The 16,184-nt window shown below is 56.5% G+C and carries 13 protein-coding genes, 1 pseudogene and 2 riboswitches; of the genes and pseudogenes, 1 reads left to right on the top strand and 13 read right to left on the bottom strand.

The features are described 5' to 3' along the window. Positions 1-435 precede the first annotated feature (435 nt). A pseudogene (gene thrS / locus NI000_RS28965) lies at positions 436-2,351 on the top strand (threonine--tRNA ligase). A 67-nt stretch (positions 2,352-2,418) separates the two neighbouring features. Here thrS and nadE read toward each other — a convergent pair. The 13 genes from nadE to NI000_RS28905 form a co-directional block, all read right to left on the bottom strand. Further along, the gene (gene nadE, locus NI000_RS28960; RefSeq protein ID WP_253414826.1) at positions 2,419-3,228 is read right to left on the bottom strand and encodes an ammonia-dependent NAD(+) synthetase; all 810 of its coding nucleotides are present in this window, start codon (positions 3,226-3,228) and stop codon (positions 2,419-2,421) included. Between the two features lie 189 nt (positions 3,229-3,417). Next, positions 3,418-3,852, bottom strand: a complete 435-nt coding sequence (locus tag NI000_RS28955) for a BrxA/BrxB family bacilliredoxin (protein WP_010502131.1) — start codon at positions 3,850-3,852, stop codon at positions 3,418-3,420. 158 nt (positions 3,853-4,010) lie between these two features. Next, a complete protein-coding gene (locus tag NI000_RS28950; RefSeq protein WP_253414825.1) occupies positions 4,011-4,439 on the bottom strand; it encodes a DUF3905 domain-containing protein in 429 nt (142 codons plus the stop codon). Positions 4,440-4,464: 25 nt separating this feature from the next. Next, on the bottom strand, positions 4,465-4,602 hold the full coding sequence (locus tag NI000_RS28945) for a hypothetical protein (protein ID WP_193394431.1): 138 nt from the start codon (positions 4,600-4,602) through the stop codon (positions 4,465-4,467). 58 nt (positions 4,603-4,660) lie between these two features. Next, complete coding sequence (locus NI000_RS28940) at positions 4,661-5,512, bottom strand: polysaccharide deacetylase family protein (RefSeq protein WP_253414824.1); 852 nt, start codon at positions 5,510-5,512, stop codon at positions 4,661-4,663. A 172-nt stretch (positions 5,513-5,684) separates the two neighbouring features. Continuing rightward, complete coding sequence (locus NI000_RS28935; RefSeq protein WP_253414823.1) at positions 5,685-6,713, bottom strand: MerR family transcriptional regulator; 1,029 nt, start codon at positions 6,711-6,713, stop codon at positions 5,685-5,687. A 26-nt stretch (positions 6,714-6,739) separates the two neighbouring features. Next, positions 6,740-9,073 (bottom strand): universal stress protein, encoded by a 2,334-nt coding sequence (locus tag NI000_RS28930; RefSeq protein ID WP_253414865.1) that lies wholly within the window; start codon positions 9,071-9,073, stop codon positions 6,740-6,742. Positions 9,074-9,102: 29 nt separating this feature from the next. Further along, the gene (locus NI000_RS28925; RefSeq protein WP_253414822.1) at positions 9,103-10,350 is read right to left on the bottom strand and encodes a DUF445 domain-containing protein; all 1,248 of its coding nucleotides are present in this window, start codon (positions 10,348-10,350) and stop codon (positions 9,103-9,105) included. Between the two features lie 21 nt (positions 10,351-10,371). Next, positions 10,372-10,986, bottom strand: a complete 615-nt coding sequence (gene kdpC, locus NI000_RS28920) for a potassium-transporting ATPase subunit KdpC (protein WP_253414821.1) — start codon at positions 10,984-10,986, stop codon at positions 10,372-10,374. A 90-nt stretch (positions 10,987-11,076) separates the two neighbouring features. Further along, positions 11,077-13,107 (bottom strand): potassium-transporting ATPase subunit KdpB, encoded by a 2,031-nt coding sequence (gene kdpB, locus NI000_RS28915; RefSeq protein ID WP_253414820.1) that lies wholly within the window; start codon positions 13,105-13,107, stop codon positions 11,077-11,079. Positions 13,108-13,141: 34 nt separating this feature from the next. After that, positions 13,142-14,821, bottom strand: coding sequence for a potassium-transporting ATPase subunit KdpA (gene kdpA, locus NI000_RS28910; protein ID WP_309247943.1), 1,680 nt, complete (start codon positions 14,819-14,821; stop codon positions 13,142-13,144). A 42-nt stretch (positions 14,822-14,863) separates the two neighbouring features. Beyond that, a complete protein-coding gene (locus NI000_RS37215) occupies positions 14,864-14,941 on the bottom strand; it encodes a potassium-transporting ATPase subunit F (RefSeq protein ID WP_100085834.1) in 78 nt (25 codons plus the stop codon). 141 nt (positions 14,942-15,082) lie between these two features. Next, on the bottom strand, positions 15,083-15,496 hold the full coding sequence (locus NI000_RS28905) for a hypothetical protein (protein ID WP_253414819.1): 414 nt from the start codon (positions 15,494-15,496) through the stop codon (positions 15,083-15,085). A gap of 130 nt (positions 15,497-15,626) precedes the next feature. Beyond that, positions 15,627-15,816: riboswitch (cyclic di-AMP (ydaO/yuaA leader) on the bottom strand. A gap of 164 nt (positions 15,817-15,980) precedes the next feature. Beyond that, positions 15,981-16,179, bottom strand: a riboswitch (cyclic di-AMP (ydaO/yuaA leader). Positions 16,180-16,184: the final 5 nt, after the last annotated feature.

Genomic DNA, 16,184 nt, shown 5'->3' with positions numbered 1-16,184 from the left:
AGAAGGTACGCAGCAAACGATTTCCATATCGCCGCGATCAATTAGCTATTCCCTCTTGACTTTACGCTCGGGAAGAAGTTAGAATATTGAAACATCAGGCAATGACCAAAGACAAGATTCTCTGCAAGGGCTGCACAGAGAGAGGAGTCCCGGCTGTAAGCTCCTCCAGCGACCGGCATAGAATTACCCCTTTGCAGCTGTGACGCTGAACTTACGATCCTTACCGGCGATCGCGAAAATAAGCGCACCGTCTCATCCCCGTTACCGGATGGCCATGAGGTCCGGCGTGATTCCTTTCGTTTTGGCAGCAGCCATGACGCGAAGGGCAGCCGGTCGAATTAGGGTGGAACCACGAGCTGAACGCACTCGTCCCTTGGGCGAGATGCGTTTTTTTGCGTTCACATCCCATTTGACCGGAAACGGAGGACGAAAATCATGAAGATTCAAGTGAAGCTGCCGGACGGCTCGTTCCGGGAGTACGAAAAAGGAACCACAATCGAGCAGGTGGCCGAATCCATCAGTCCCAGCTTGAAAAAACAAGCCGTAGCAGGCAAAATCGACGGAAAGGTCGTCGATTTGAACCGACCGATCGAAGCGGACGCTTCGGTTGAAATTGTGACGCTCGACAGCAAAGAAGGCTTGGAGGTATACCGTCACAGCACGGCGCATCTGTTGGCCCAGGCCATTAAACGCCTATACGGACAAAAAGCGGTGAAGCTGGGAATCGGTCCTGTCATCGAAGACGGATTTTATTACGACATCGATATCGAAAAGCCGCTATCCGTCGACGATCTCTCCTCGATTGAACAAGAAATGGAGCGAATCGTCCGGGAAAATGTGCCGATTATCCGCCGCGTCGTCAGCCGGGACGAGGCCGTGCAAACGTTCGAAGCTTTGGAAGATCCGCTCAAGCTGGAGCTTATCCGCGATTTGCCGGACGAGGCAGTCCTTTCCCTGTACGAGCAGGACGAGTTTGTTGATCTGTGCCGCGGGCCTCATTTGCCGTCCACGGGCCGCATCAAAGCGTTCAAGCTGCTGAGCGTCGCCGGCGCCTACTGGCGGGGTGATTCCAATAACAAGATGCTGCAGCGCATCTACGGTACGGCTTTTCCGAAGAAGGCGGAGCTTGACGAGCACCTGCATCTGTTGGAAGAAGCCAAGAAGCGCGACCACCGCAAGCTTGGCAAAGAGCTCGGGCTGTTCATGTTCTCGAGGAAGCGCCGGGGATGCCGTTCTTTTTGCCAAAAGGGATGACGATCCGCACGGTGCTTGAGAACTTCTCCCGCGAGCAGCAAGCGGCGAACGATTACGACGAGGTCCGCACGCCGTTCATGATGAACCAGCGGCTGTGGGAGGAATCGGGACATTGGGACCATTACCGGGAGAACATGTATTTTACCGAGGTGGACGAGACGAAGTTCGCGCTTAAGCCGATGAACTGCCCGGGCCACATGCTTATTTATAAAAACGAGCTTCATTCTTACCGGGAGCTGCCGATCCGGCTTTGCGAATTCGGCCAGGTGCACCGGCACGAATTTTCCGGCGCCCTGAACGGGATGATGCGCGTGCGCACCTTCTGCCAGGACGACGCGCATCTGTTTGTCCGCCCCGACCAGATTGAAGAAGAAATTGGCAGTGCCATCGACCTGATCGGCGAGATGTACAAGGTGTTCGGCTTCCAGTACAAGATCGAGCTGTCCACACGGCCCGAGGATTCGATGGGCTCCGCCGAGCTGTGGGAGCAGGCGGAAACGGCGCTGCGCAGCGTGCTGGAACGCCGGGGAATCGCCTACAGCCTCAATGAAGGGGATGGGGCCTTCTACGGGCCGAAAATCGATTTTCACATTTTGGACGCGCTCAAACGAAGCTGGCAGTGCGGGACGATTCAGCTCGATTTTCAAATGCCGGAAAAATTTGACCTGTCCTACATCGGCGAAGACAATCAAAAGCACCGTCCGGTCGTCATTCACCGCGCCATTTATGGCTCGATCGACCGGTTCATCGGGATTTTGACGGAGCATTACAGCGGGGCGTTCCCGCTCTGGCTGTCGCCGGTGCAGGTCAAGCTTTTGCCTGTGTCGGACGTCTATAATTCGTACGCCATGGAAGTCAAAAAGGCGCTTGCCGAAGCGGGCATCCGAGTGGAAGCCGACCTGCGCAGCGAGAAACTCGGCTACAAAATCCGCGAAGCCCAGCTTGAGAAAGTGCCGTATATGCTGGTCCTCGGCGAGAATGAGCAAAGCTCCGGCACCGTTGCCGTCCGCAAACGGGGCGAAGGCGATTTGGGCCCGATGCAAGTGCAGGAGCTTGCGGAACGGCTGCGCCGGGAAATTCAGGCGAAGCAAGCTTAAAATGATAAAAAAAGCATGCTACCCGTGTAGGGTGAGCATGCTTTTCTCGTTATGGGTGAAAAAACGGCTAAATGCCGGGAATCGGCACCCGTTTGTGCTCCGTCTTCAAATATTGCTTTTCCAGCTTCTCCCGGGCTTCAGGCGAAATCGTTTTGCCTTCCAAGTAATCGCTGTTGTCGTCGTAAGTGATGCCGAGCTCGTTCTCGTCCGTCTGCCCTTCCCAAAGGCCGGCGGTAGGCGCTTTATCCAGGACGCTGGCCGGTACGCCCAGCTCGCGGGCAAGCTGCCGCACCTGACGCTTGTTCAGACTGCTCATCGGAGTGAGATCGACGGCGCCGTCGCCATACTTGGTGAAAAAGCCCGTAATCGCCTCCGACGCGTGATCCGTGCCGACCACGAGCAGATTCAGCTCGAAGGCAAGCGCGTATTGCACGACCATCCGAGTTCTGGCTTTGACATTCCCTTTGCCGCCGCGGCTCAAGTGCTTGTGTACGCCGATCGATTTCAGTCCGTACTCGGCTTCGAGCGCGATCTCGTTGACCGCTTCCCCGATGTTCGTCTCGATGCGATATTTCAAATCGAACGCTTCCGCCGTCGCATAGCTGTCGGAGATGTCCGCCTGCTCCCCGTAAGGCTGAAACACGCCGACTGTTTTGTATTCGCGTCCTTTCTCGGTTGTCAGCTCATCCGTAGCCCGCTTGCACAACCCCGCCGCCACGGCGCTGTCGATCCCGCCGCTGATGGCGATCAGAAGCCCGTCGACGCCTGCTTTAAGCACATATTCTTTTAAAAAATCGACCCGCTTGCGAATCTCCTCATTGACATCGATCACCGGCTTGACGCCAAGCTTTGCAATAATGTCCTGCTGCAGACTCATCGTCTCCACACCTCTCCACGCGAATAGTCGCGACTTGCGGAGGCCGGACAGCCATTTACGGTTTCAATTTCTGACCGCCCGGTCGTTCCGCTTGTCAATTTTGGTTACATTATAGCACGATCCGGAAATTACAAAAACTCCCGCCTGACGCTTCAAGCGCCGGCAGGAGTCGTTAGGAGGACTAACCTCTTATTTGCAGTAGGTTTCGAACGCGCCGATCAAATCGTTGGCGATCATTTCGGCGGAACGGTCTTCGACTTGATGGCGTTGGATGAAATGGACCAATTGGCCGTCTTTCATCAGCGCGATCGATGGCGAGGACGGCGGATACGGCGCAAAATATTCGCGCGCCTTGGCCGTTGCTTCTTTATCTTGACCCGCAAACACCGTGTAAAGGTGGTCCGGCTTCACTTCGTGCTGCAGCGCTTTGGCTACGCCCGGACGGCATTGGCCGGCGGCACAGCCGCACACGGAATTGACCACGATCAGAGCGGTCCCTTTCATATTATCGAGAGCCTCGGATACTTCTTCCGGCGTACGAAGCTCGGTAACTCCGATGCGCGTCAATTCGTCTCTCATCGGCTGAACCATATCTCTCATGTATGCTTCAAATGACATGGACATGTTAAGCTTTCACTCCTTTGAACTAACATAAAGGTATATAAAGTTTCCTATGTCCATTATACAACGGCATGAGTCGAAAGCAAGGCATTCTTGCCAACTTCTCTCTACAGCACGCTCCGGCTTGCACTGAAACTGCAGCCGGAGCACACTTTCCGCCGTTATTTTTTATCGGCATCCTTCTCGTCGGGCTCGCCGCTCGGATACGCTTTGTAGGCCACATCTTTGTCCGAATGCATGAACGGGTAGCCTTGCGGTACGATTCCCTGCTCGAAGAGCTCGCGGTTTTCCGTCGTCTGAAAGCCTACGTCTTTATACGGATGCACCCATTGGTCCCCGGACATAATGGCCGGATCGGTCTCATCGCTCCATTGTTCAAGCGGGGATTGGTCCGATTGGTATATGTGATCTCCGATCAGCACGCCGTATTCGTTCACGAACGCCTCGCGCGGACCACGATTTTGATGAAATTCCTGATGAAAATTAATTTCAAAAGGATCAAGCTCCGGATCGTTCTTGGCGTTATACGAAATGCCGGTATCGACCTGCTCGTACGATGCGTTTTTATCCCGATTTTCCTTATCGTTCATGAGCTGTTCCTCTCCTCTGCCCTGTTCAGGTGGACGGACGGTTCGGACCGTTCAGTTTTTTATTCCGAGTTTCGGCTGCATCACTATCGGCTCCGGCCTGATTGGCGTTTGCCTGCCGCTTTTGTTCCTTGGAATCTCCAGATCCCGATTGCTGTTGTGCCATCGCGCAGATTCATCTCCCTTCATGATGATGTTAGTATGCGAAGGCTTTGCCAAAATAATTAGCCGGGCGGATGCAAAAATTGAAAAACAAAAGAGGATTTCGATAATGTCTCGAACTGGTAGCCTTGCTTTTTCAACCAATCGATCGCTTCCGGGAGCGCCTCCACCGTGGTCGTCTTATGGTCATCGTCGTGCATGAGCACGATGATTTGATTTTTCCCGCGGCTGTTCGTCCGTACGGATGCCAATATATCCTGTTTAGGCAGTGTAACTGCGGCGGCATCTGTCGAACTCACGTTCCAATCGAAGTATTGGTATCCAATATTAGTCATTTCCCGGGCAATTTTCGCCATGATGTGACGTCCGCCCGCTTTGCGGCTCAAATGATTGTCAGAACCTCCCGGAAAACGAAAAATATCCGGTCTGACTCCTGCTGTTCGAGTCAATAAATCGTTTAATTTTTCCGTATCCTTTCGATATGCCCCGATGGAGGAATAAATGTAGCTATACTTGTGCGAATATGTATGATTTCCTAAGTTATGCCCTTCGTTCACGATGAGCTTGTAGTACGATTGAAGCTCCGGAGACGATTTTCCCGTAACGAAAAAAGTTGCCTTAACGCCTTTTTCCCTTAAAATGCACAAGATATGTTTGGTTTGGCGGGAGGGTCCGTCGTCGAAAGTGAGGTAAGCCTTTTTCTTCCTGCTCCCCTGTTCGGGGGATGGCTGGTCCGTTCCGACGATAGCATAGGGCTTTGCCGCATACTCGGCGATCATCTGGAAGCCGGATAGGATCGGCTCCTCTTCACCGTACGAAGCCTTGCCGGCAATAGGCTTTTGCCCGGCGCTCGTATGGAGTTCTCCCTTCTCAGGGCTGCATCCGGCCAAAACGCACAAAATCAACCATACCAAACAATAAAAAATAGAAACAGCTTTTCGGTTTTTTAGGCTCATGAACATCATCCCTCCGGCCATCGCAGGTCTACCGCTTTCTAAGCTAGTATGACTCTTCTGGCTCGGGAGGAATGTGTGTTATTATGTGGAACAATTGGAGGGATTGGGGATAGGCTTTCACACAGGAGGTTCATAACGGAGCGCGGACCGCGAGCACCAAGCTGACGGAGGCTTGGTCCAAGCTCACGGTTTCCGCGCGAAATCCATGGGTCTCAAACCAAGCGATCAACCGCTGCGATTCGGCATAATGCTCTTCGCCGGGAGCCGTTCCGCTTGCCGCATATAGATCATCAGGGGCATCCATCCAATCCACGATGGCGATGCGCCCCTTCGCTTTCAATACCCGGGCCATCTCGGCCAGTGCGAGCGGCTGCTGCGCTTCCGTCAAATGATGGAATGCAAAGCTGGTCACGACGAAATCGAATTGTCCGTCAAACGACGGAACGGACAGCAGATTGCCGATTCTTGTCTCCAGAGCCGGCAATTGCATGCGGCAGCGCCTTAGCATTTCGGCCGATTGGTCGATACCGACCATGCGCACGCCGCTTACGAGCAAGCGGGAAGCAAAACCGCCGGTACCCGTTCCGATGTCGAGTCCCCACTCGCCGGGCTGCGGAGCAACCCACTCTGCGGCCTGGGCCAATATGCGCGAGTAAGCGGGCTCCGTCGGCACATGCGGCCCCAAGCCGGCGCTGCCGTTAAGCTCCCATTGCTCGGACAGCGCATCGAAGTTCCAGAGATCGGCCCATGAATCGCGAATCGACTTGCTTGCCTTGGCCCGTTCGGCCAGCGCATGCCAACGGTGCCGAAGTGATACCGGCTCGTCTTCCGTCCGCTCGATCATGCCGTCCAACAGGGCAAGCGTCTCCCGAAGCTGCAGCCACTGCCCGTAAAGAGCCGAACGCTGCAGCTCCAAATAGCGCCGGACCTCGTCCGTTTCCGCCCGGTCCGTCCGCTCCAGCACGGTCCGAATATCGTCTACGGCAATGCCGGCCTCCCGCAGCGCAAGAATCGTCTGCAACCGCCAAGCGTCCTCCTCCGTAAAGCGGCGGTAGCCGTTGTCCGGATGTTTGGCGGGCGACAGGAGGCCTTTTTCCTCATAAAATCGGATCGCCCGGGTCGAGACGTTCAGCCGCCGGGCCAGCTCTTGAATTTTCATCCTGTTAAACGTCTCCTTCCCGTAGATCAACCCAGATTGGTCTCCGCATCCGCTACGACAAGCACATCGATATGCCGGGAGCGGCGCAGCAGCTTTTTCACGACCGAGCCCTGCATCGCTTCCTTCCAGGAAGGCTTGCTGGATTGGCCGATAACGAGCTGCGTCGCCTGACAAGCATCGGCCTTGGCAGCCAGCACTTCCGGCAGACGCCGCCGATGTTCCGCCCGGTGCACCTCGAAGACGCCGCCGAGCCGCTCCGTCAGCTTGCGAAGCTGCTCCAAGCGGGCGGACAGCTCGCTGCTCTGCGCCCCGCTGCCGAGCTGGACGAAGGCCACATGCCATACGGCTTTCAGCCGATGAGCAATGCGAAAGCCGCGCCGGATCAACCGCTCGGCCTCCGGAGTGACGTCCACGCAGACAAAGATCGATTCCTGTCTGCGCCATGGACCGCGAAGCGAGCTTTTTCGCTCGTACGATTCCAGCCGTTCATCCACGTCGTCGGCAATTTCGCGCAGAGCCAGCTCCCGCAGCGCAATCAAATTCACGGTACGAAAAAAATGACCGAGCGCTTGATCCACCTTGTCGAGCGCGTAAATCCGCCCCTCTCTCATACGCTGCTGGAGCGTCTGCGGCGCGACGTCGATCAGTTGAACCTCGTCGGCCAAACGCAAAATATGGTCCGGCACCGTCTCCCGGACACGAACTCCGGTGAGCTTCTCCACCGCGTCGTTCAAGCTTTCCAGATGCTGTACATTCACCGTCGAGATGACCGAAATGCCTGCCGATAACAGCTCCAGCACATCTTCGTAACGCTTCTTGTTCCTGCTGCCCGGCACGTTCGTATGCGCCAGCTCGTCGACCAGCACGACCTCGGGCTTGCGCCGAATGATCTCGTCGGTATCCATTTCCTCCAGCTTCGTGCCGCGGTAATCGATCACCTGCCGCGGGATCGTCTGCAGTTCGCCGATCTGCGCCTGTGTCTCCTTCCGGCCGTGCGTTTCCAGCAGCCCGATCTGCACGCCGATCCCCTTTTTCAGTAGATCGTTGCCTTCCCTCAGCATCGTATACGTTTTGCCGACGCCCGGAGCCGCGCCGATATACACCTTGAACCGGCCTTTGCGAAGCTGCTCGATCTCCCGTTCGACCTCATCCGAGCTGAGCCGGCGGTACAGATCGGACGCTTTCTGCCGCTTGGTCTGCTTGGTCGGCAGAATACGCTCGCCCTCATGCGCTGCCCGGTCCGCCACAATAAAAATATCGACATTGCGCGTCCGTTTGAGCATATCGTGCACGATGGACCCTTGCCACAGCTCCTGCCATAACGTCTGCTTGGAGTGCCCAAGGACGATGCGCGTTACACTATGCGCCAGCGCATAGTTCACCAGCACACCGGGCAAGGAACGGCGCCCGCACAGCGGCAGCTCTTCGAACACCCCGCCGACCTTCTCCGCCAGCTTGACCATCGACCGTTTGAATGCCGCTTCTTCTTTGGATAAGTCCTTCTTCCGATCAACAAAAGCAACGACAAGCAGGTCGCCATTCAGCCGCTTCGCGATCTGCTGGCCCCGCCGCACATAAATCGAGCCGTTCCAGTGATATTGAGCGGATACAAGAATGCGTTCGGCCGCGCCCGACGGTCCGATCAGCCCGAGCTCTTCGCGGTGCTTCTCCAGCGAATCGTTGACGCCTTCCGCCACGAGCCGCAGCGCCAGCTCCCGGAGCACTGCGAGATTGCCCCGTTTGAATACGCCCGCGCCCTTCTGCGCCTTCACACTGCCTTCCTCGACGCGGCTCAAAATCATCTCCGGCGTCGCATCGATCAACACGACTTCGTCGGCCAGCTCCAGCGTATCGGACGGCACCGTTTCCCGCACCTCGATGCCGGTTAGCTTCTGGGCCAGCTCCGTTGCGCCCTCCAGCTCGTACACATTGACCGTCGTAATGACGCTGATGCCCTTGCTGAGCAGGTACCGGATATCCTCGAGCCGCGTCGGATAAAGAGCCCCTTCACGGTTCTGGTGCGCCAAGCCGTCGACCAGCACGACCTCGGGATTGCGCTCGGTGAGCGCTTCCAGATTCAAATCCTTCTTATCTACGCCGTCTTTCTGCCAGTGGATGCTGGACACCCGCTCCAAATCGCCGATCTGCCGCATCGTTTCCGGCCGCTGCATCGTGGAAACGGCGCAGATGACAACGTCGATTCCCTGTTCCTTCAGCAGCTGTCCTTCCCGGAGCATGTGATACGTCTTCCCCGACCCGCTTACGGCCCCGATATACACTTTCAGCCGCCCTTGATGAAGCTTGGAGATGGACCGTAAAATTTCCTCTGGTGTTTTTCGCTTGAACGTTTCCGTCCCCATCCTGAGTTCGCCTCTCTTCTCCCACGGCGTCAGACGAACATTTTGACCGTTCCCAGCACCAATCCGATCAAAAAGCCGCATAGCGCGCCGTTGACCCGAATCCACTGCAAGTCGCTTCCAATTTTATCTTCCATTAATGCAATCAGTGTCTCATTGTCGAACCGGTCCACATTCTCCCGGATCAAAGCGCCGATTTTGGAATGGTTCGCCTCCACCCAGCGGCCAAGCTGCTCATGGACCCACTGCTCCAGCTTCTCCATGCCCTGCTCGTCTTCCCGAATCCGATTCAGCAGCTCTTTCAGAAAAGGAATCGCATAGCGCTCGGCAAACTCCGGCGCGCGCACCGTTTCCACCAGCCGCTCCTTCAACTGCTCCACCCATCGCTCCGTCCGGGCGGTGAGGTCCAAGTTATCCAACAGCCGGATCTTCCAAGCGTTTAACGTATCCTCCGTCTCCGGATCGGCCAGCCAACGCTCCAGCCGAACGCGCAGCTCCGCCAGCAGCGCCAGCCGGTTTTTGTTCCCCTGCCGCTTCATGTCGCGGATGGCGTTCCACACAAACTGCTGGATCATCGCCCCAAGCTTTTCTTCATTATAGAAGCCGAGAAACGCATTAACCGCGAGCTGCATAAATCCGTTCGTCTGAAGCCCATGCATCGCCTGCGCAGCCATCGCGCCGAGCCGGTGCTGCGTTTCTCTCGTCAATACAAGCTGCTCGGCCAAATCCAGCAAAAAATCAAGCGCCTTCTCGTCGCCCTGATGCTGGTACACTTGATCCAGCACTTTGCGGAGAGCCGGTGCGGCCTCCAACGCGTCAATGCGCTGCCGGATTTCCTTCTCCAGCAGCGCGGGTATACGATCCCATGGGATATAGTCCAGCAGCCGCTCGCACAATACCGCGATGCTCTGCTGCGTCTTGTCGGATTCCAAAACCCGGTCGGCCGCTTCCAGCCCGCGCGAAACGATCTTCAGCCCGCCGAGCTTGCTGCGGATGCTTTCTTTGCTGATCAGCTCCTGCTCGACGGTGGTAATGAGCGCCTCCGTTACCCGCTTCCGGTTATTCGGCAGCAGCGCGGTATGCGGGATTGGAATACCCAGCGGATGGCGGAACAAGGCGGTCACGGCAAACCAATCGGCTAGCCCCCCTACAAGTCCCGCTTCGAATCCGCTTTGCAGCAGGCGTACCCACGTATGATCCGCCCACGGTATGGTCGCCGCGAATCCCGCGGCCATGACGCCGAGCGACACGGCGGCGGTATGTTTGGCTTTTCCGGACAAGACACAACAGCTCCTTTTACACTACTTTTTCGTCATCATTTCGGTAAGCGCCAAGTTCAGCTTCAGCACGTTCACGCGAGGCTCGCCGAATACGCCGAGATCCCGCCCTTCCGTTTGGCGCTCCACTAACTTCCCGAGGTCCGCTTCGCTGATCCCCGTCAGCTTGCTGATCCGCGGCACTTGCGCTTGGGCGGCCTTCGGGGAAATATGAGGATCGAGACCCGAACCGGAGTTGGTCAGCAGGTCGATCGGAACTTCGCTGACCGGCACGCCCGGATTAGCCGTCTTCCAGGCCTCGATCGATTCCTGCGTCCGCTTCACCAGCTCGGGGTTCGACGGCGCATAGTTATTCGAGCCCGAGGCATCGGCTTTATAATCAATACTCGATACGCGTCCCTGAAAATATTTCGGATCGCTGAATTTTTGCCCGATCAGTTCGGAGCCGACTACAGCGCCGCTGCGGTCTTGAACCAGACTGCCGTTCGCCTGAGCCGGGAAAATCGCCTGCGCGATTCCGGTCGAGACGAGCGGGTAAATAAGACCGCATACGACAATAAACACGAGCGAAGCGCGTACGGCAATACTGAGCGAGAAGCAGGCCGTTTCGGCCCCTTCATGATTGACGCGGCTTACCATAAGGAATCATTCCCTTTCTATATATCATATCTCCAAGTTGTTTTCTCTACAAATCTTGACAGTGAAAAAATGAACGATGGTCTTTACCTATTAAATCCAGAGATGAACCGCCAGATCAATCAGCTTGATGCCGACGAACGGCACCAGCACCCCACCGAGCCCGTACAGGAACAAATTGCGGCGCAATAGCTGCGTTGAGCTCATCGGCTTGTAGGTTACGCCTTTCATCGCCAGCGGAATCAGCAGCGGGATAATGATCGCGTTGAAAATAAGCGCCGAGAGAATCGCCGACATCGGCGAGCCGAGCTTCATGATGTTCAGGGCTTCCATCTGCGGAATCGCCAGCGTGAACATCGCCGGGATGATGGCAAAATATTTCGCCACGTCATTGGCGATACTGAACGTCGTCAGCGCGCCGCGGGTCATCAGAAGCTGCTTGCCGATCGCCACGACTTCGATAATTTTGGACGGATCGGAATCGAGATCGACCATGTTGGCCGCCTCCTTCGCCGCCACCGTCCCGCTGTTCATCGCGAGGCCCACGTCGGCTTGCGCCAGCGCCGGCGCGTCGTTCGTCCCGTCGCCGGTCATCGCAACCAGCTTGCCTTCGGCCTGTTCGCGCCGGATGACGGCGATTTTGTCCTCCGGCTTGCTCTCCGCGATAAAATCGTCCACCCCGGCCTCCCGGGCAATCGTAGCGGCCGTCAGCGGATTGTCGCCCGTACACATGATCGTCTTGATGCCCATCTTGCGCAGCTGCTCGAACCGCTCCCGCATGCCGGGCTTGACGGTATCCTTCAAATAAATCAAACCGAATATTTCGCGGTCCACGGCCACCGCCAGCGGCGTGCCGCCTTCGGAGGCGATCGCATTGCCCTTCGCTTCCAGATCGGCCGGAATGATGCCGCCCTGCGCCTGCACCCACTTTTTCACCGCATCCACGGCGCCTTTACGCACCTTGCGGCCATCCGTCAGGTCGATGCCGCTCATCCGGGTCTCGGCCTTGAACTCGATAAATTCGCCGCCCTCCGCAAGGGCTTGGTCGAACGAAAAGTTCTGCTTTTTCATCAGCTCCAGCACGGAGCGGCCTTCCGGCGTCTCGTCTTTGACCGAGCTGATCGCAGCCCACTCCGCCACCGTATCGGAATCCGCCGAGCCGACCGGCACGAACTCGCTCGCCATCCGGTTCCCGAACGTAATCGTGCCCGTTTTGTCGAGAATCATCGTGTTGATGTCGCCGGATGCTTCAACGGCTTTCCCCGACATCGCCAATACGTTGAACTGGGTCACCCGGTCCATCCCGGCGATCCCAATCGCCGACAGCAGACCGCCGATCGTGGTCGGAATCAAGCAGACCAGCAGCGCGATCAGCACCGGGATTTGCAGCTCAATCTCCAGATAGCGGGCAATCGGGGCGAGCGTGACGACGACGATGAGGAAAATGAGCGTCAAGCTGGTGAGCAGCGTGTTCAGCGCAATTTCGTTCGGCGTCTTCTGCCGCTTCGCGCCTTCGACCAAGGAAATCATCCGGTCGATGAACGATTCGCCGGGGTCGCTCGTAATGCGCACCCGGATCTTGTCGCTCACCACCCGGGTCCCCCCGGTTACCGAGCTGAAGTCGCCTCCGGCTTCCTTAATAACCGGAGCGGATTCCCCGGTGATCGCCGATTCGTCTACAGACGCCAGCCCTTCGATCACTTCGCCGTCGCCGGGAATCATTTCGCCTTGGGATACGATGACGATATCGCCCTTCCGCAGCTCGGTGGAGGGAACCTGCTTCACGCCGGCTCCTGTCACTTTGTTCGCGGTAATTTCCTTCTTCGATTTCTTGAGCGAGTCGGCCTGCGCCTTCCCGCGCCCTTCGGCGAGCGCCTCCGCGAAGTTCGCGAACAGCACCGTGAACAACAGGATGACAAATACGGTGAAGTTGAAGCCGACGCTCTCTTCCGTTCCGAAATACCCCGGCAGCAGCGTCATTAACAGCACGACGAGCGTGCCTACCTCGACCACGAACATCACCGGATTTTTCATCATCGTGACCGGATTCAGCTTCACGAAGCTTTCTTTTATCGCATTCCGGACGATAGGTCCGGACATCATGCTTTTTCGATTCGAACTCATGGGTAACTCCCCTCTTCCTTCGCGATCTTCACGTTTAACGCAGCGTCAAATGCTCGGCCACGGGCCCAAGCACGATGGCCGGCAGGAACGTCAGCGCCCCGATAATGAGCACCGTTCCGACGAGTATGCCGACGAACAACCCGTTGTCCGTACGGAACGTACCGACCGTCTCCGGCACCCATTGCTTGCGGCTGAGCGAACCGGCCACGGCAAGCAGCGCAATCATCGAGATGTAGCGCCCGAACAGCATCACAAGACCGGTCGTAATGTTCCAGAACGCCGTATTGTCACCCAGACCCTCGAAGCCGGAGCCGTTATTGGCCGCCGATGACGTATATTCGTACAGCACCTGCGAGATGCCGTGGAACGACGGATTCGTGATCGCCGCTTGGCCGAGCTCGGTCGCAAGCGCAATCGCCGTCGGCGCCAAAATAATAAACGGATGCGCCAAAATCGCAATGGCGATCAATTTCATCTCGCGAGCCTCGATCTTCCGCCCCAGAAATTCCGGAGTCCGTCCGACCATCAGCCCTGCGAGGAACACGCCCAGAATCGCGTACATGAGCATATTGACGAGGCCGACGCCTTTGCCGCCGAACACGCAGTTCAGCATCATCAGCGCGAGCGGCGTAATGCCTCCGAGCGGCGTCAGCGTATCGTGCATGTTGTTGACCGAGCCGGTCGTCGCCGCCGTCGTCACGGTCGTAAACAAGGCCGACATGGGGATGCCGAAGCGCACCTCTTTGCCTTCCATACTGCCTTGAGAAGCGTCCATGCCCAGCTTGTTCAACGCCGGATTACCGTTTAATTCGGACGTATAGACGAGCGACAGGAACAGCAGGAACAAAATGAGCATTGCGGAGAAAATAACCCAGCCCTGCTTCCGGTTTTTCGCGAACAACCCGTAGGTGTACGGCAGCGCCGCCGACAAGCACCACATCGATAGCATCTCGATCACGTTCGTCAGCGGATTCGGATTCTCGAACGGGTGCGCCGAGTTGACACCGAAAAATCCGCCGCCGTTCGTTCCCAAGTGCTTAATCGATTCCAGCGACGCAACCGGTCCGATCGCAATTTGCTGCTCCGCCCCTTCAAGCGTCTGCACGGTGATCGTCGGCTGCAGCGTCTGCGGCACATGCAGAGCTACCAGCGCCAGCGTGACAACGAAAGCAAACGGCAGAAACACACGGGTGTGCGCTTTGACGAAATCTTCGTAGAAGTTGCCCAGCGTCTTGCCCTTGGTCGTAACGCCGCGGATAAAGGCGATCGCCACGCACAGTCCCGTCGCCGCGGAAGTAAACATCATCATAGTGATCAGAGCCATTTGCGACAAATAAGAAAGTCCCGACTCCCCGCTATAATGCTGCAGGTTCGTGTTCGCCATGAAGCTGATGACCGTATTGAACGACAAGGTCTGCTCCATATTGTCGATGCCGTTCGGATTGAGCGGCAGCAGCTTTTGCACCCTTAACAGCAAATATCCGAAAGCAACCAGCACAATATTGGTTGCGATAAAGCTGAGTCCGTACGTTTTCCATGTCATCCCCTTGCGTTCGCGCAGCCCGATCAGCTTGAAGATCGGCCGCTCCACCCATCCGAACAAGCGGTCCGTACGATTGGCCTCGCCAGAAAAGACATGATATAAATAAGTGCCGAGCGGCTTCGCCAGCAGCACCAGAATCCCTATGACAATGGCTATTTGCAAAATACCCACGGGGTCCAAACCTCCTTTAATGAACAAGCCGAATCCGGATCGTTAAAACTTCTCCGGATGAATCAAGGCATACGCCAAATAGATGAATACGAATAAAGTCAATCCTCCGATGACGATCATCGTCCGTCCCCTCCCGATTCCTCGGTTACCCGGCTGCACCAGGTCAGAAAGCCCCAGAACACCACGTAGGTTCCAGCCAGCAGCAATACCATGTACAAGTCCGCCACTTCCCAACGCCTCCTTCCGAGCGGTTGCGCTCGATTACTCCAAATGGCCGTCTATCAAAAATCCGACATCGTCGCCGTTCGTATAAATGACATGATGCGCGCCAAGCCCCTTATATACGAGCCGGGGGCTCGGATTGCTCGTAATCAGATAAATCGGCCCGTTCGTCCACGTCCGGCAAATCTGAATGTACCGGCACGACAAGTTCAGGCTTTTCTCGAACAAAAACACCCGACTGACCGCAAACTGCGGTACGGTCCACGACTCGCAGCCCGACGTATCGATCGTCACCACGTTCCCGACACCAAGCTCGGTCAGCCTCGTATGCTCGGCCTTGCTGTTGGCAACGGCCGCGAGTCGAAGCTGCCGTCTTTGCAGCTCGCGGATAAAGTTTTCTCCCGCCTTATTCGGCGCCGACACCAGAATATAGCCGGATGATGATTTGGTCATTTTTCCTCGTTTTCCTCCTATCACTCCAGGAGAAAAGGCAACAAAAAAGAAGCCTTGGGCAAGAGGTGACTCTTCCCGCGGCTTCCAAGGCACGGTAAAACAAACCGTGTCTTATGAGCTCACGACAATCGTTGCCTCTCTCTATACGCTTACGAGGTTAGCTGACGGATTCGGGCGTGAGAGTCGCCCTACCCCAGTACATGTTTCACATGCACGATGAGGATTCACCCCGTGGAATAGGAACGGCGCGTTTAACGCCCCGTCCTGTCCCGTTGGTTCCCCCGCTTCCCGGCGAGCCGGGAATTCAGCGATATACTGCATGGAATGGCTGCATTTTTATAAGTCTGCGAATGGAACTGACGTTCCGTTTTTCCAAAAAAGACAATAAAAAACCACAGAGGCAGGAGCCCTGTGGTCGCTATACGATCACAAGCTTCATCATCCTCTCTCCATTCGAACATAGGGCCGCGGCCGGCCGCTAAACGGCTGTTCGATCCAACGCTGACGAGGTTAGCTGACGGATTCGGGCGGTGAGAGTCGCCCTACCTCAGTACATGCTTCACATGCACGATGAGGATTCACCCCGGGGACGCATGGCTTTCGGCTCTCACACCGGCAGCACAGGCTTCCCTTGTGGTTCCCCCGCTTTCCGCACGATGGCGGAAATTAAGCGATAAGAATTTGGAAA

This window comes from Paenibacillus tyrphae, from assembly GCF_024158745.1.
GTDB classification, from domain to species: Bacteria; Bacillota; Bacilli; order Paenibacillales; family NBRC-103111; genus Paenibacillus_G; species Paenibacillus_G tyrfis_A.
This window is presented reverse-complemented; position numbering and strand designations above follow the sequence as displayed.

Bases quoted from the DNA above. Each gene is read 5' to 3' on its own strand.
- nadE (WP_253414826.1), bottom strand. From the start codon at position 3,228: ATGAGTCTGCAGCAGGACATTATTGCAAAGCTTGGCGTCAAGCCGGTG.
- NI000_RS28955 (WP_010502131.1), bottom strand. From the start codon at position 3,852: ATGTCCATGTCATTTGAAGCATACATGAGAGATATGGTTCAGCCGATG.
- NI000_RS28950 (WP_253414825.1), bottom strand. From the start codon at position 4,439: ATGAACGATAAGGAAAATCGGGATAAAAACGCATCGTACGAGCAGGTC.
- NI000_RS28945 (WP_193394431.1), bottom strand. From the start codon at position 4,602: ATGGCACAACAGCAATCGGGATCTGGAGATTCCAAGGAACAAAAGCGG.
- NI000_RS28935 (WP_253414823.1), bottom strand. From the start codon at position 6,713: ATGAAAATTCAAGAGCTGGCCCGGCGGCTGAACGTCTCGACCCGGGCG.
- NI000_RS28930 (WP_253414865.1), bottom strand. From the start codon at position 9,073: ATGGGGACGGAAACGTTCAAGCGAAAAACACCAGAGGAAATTTTACGG.
- kdpC (WP_253414821.1), bottom strand. From the start codon at position 10,986: ATGGTAAGCCGCGTCAATCATGAAGGGGCCGAAACGGCCTGCTTCTCG.
- kdpB (WP_253414820.1), bottom strand. From the start codon at position 13,107: ATGAGTTCGAATCGAAAAAGCATGATGTCCGGACCTATCGTCCGGAAT.
- NI000_RS37215 (WP_100085834.1), bottom strand. From the start codon at position 14,941: ATGATCGTCATCGGAGGATTGACTTTATTCGTATTCATCTATTTGGCG.
- NI000_RS28905 (WP_253414819.1), bottom strand. From the start codon at position 15,496: ATGACCAAATCATCATCCGGCTATATTCTGGTGTCGGCGCCGAATAAG.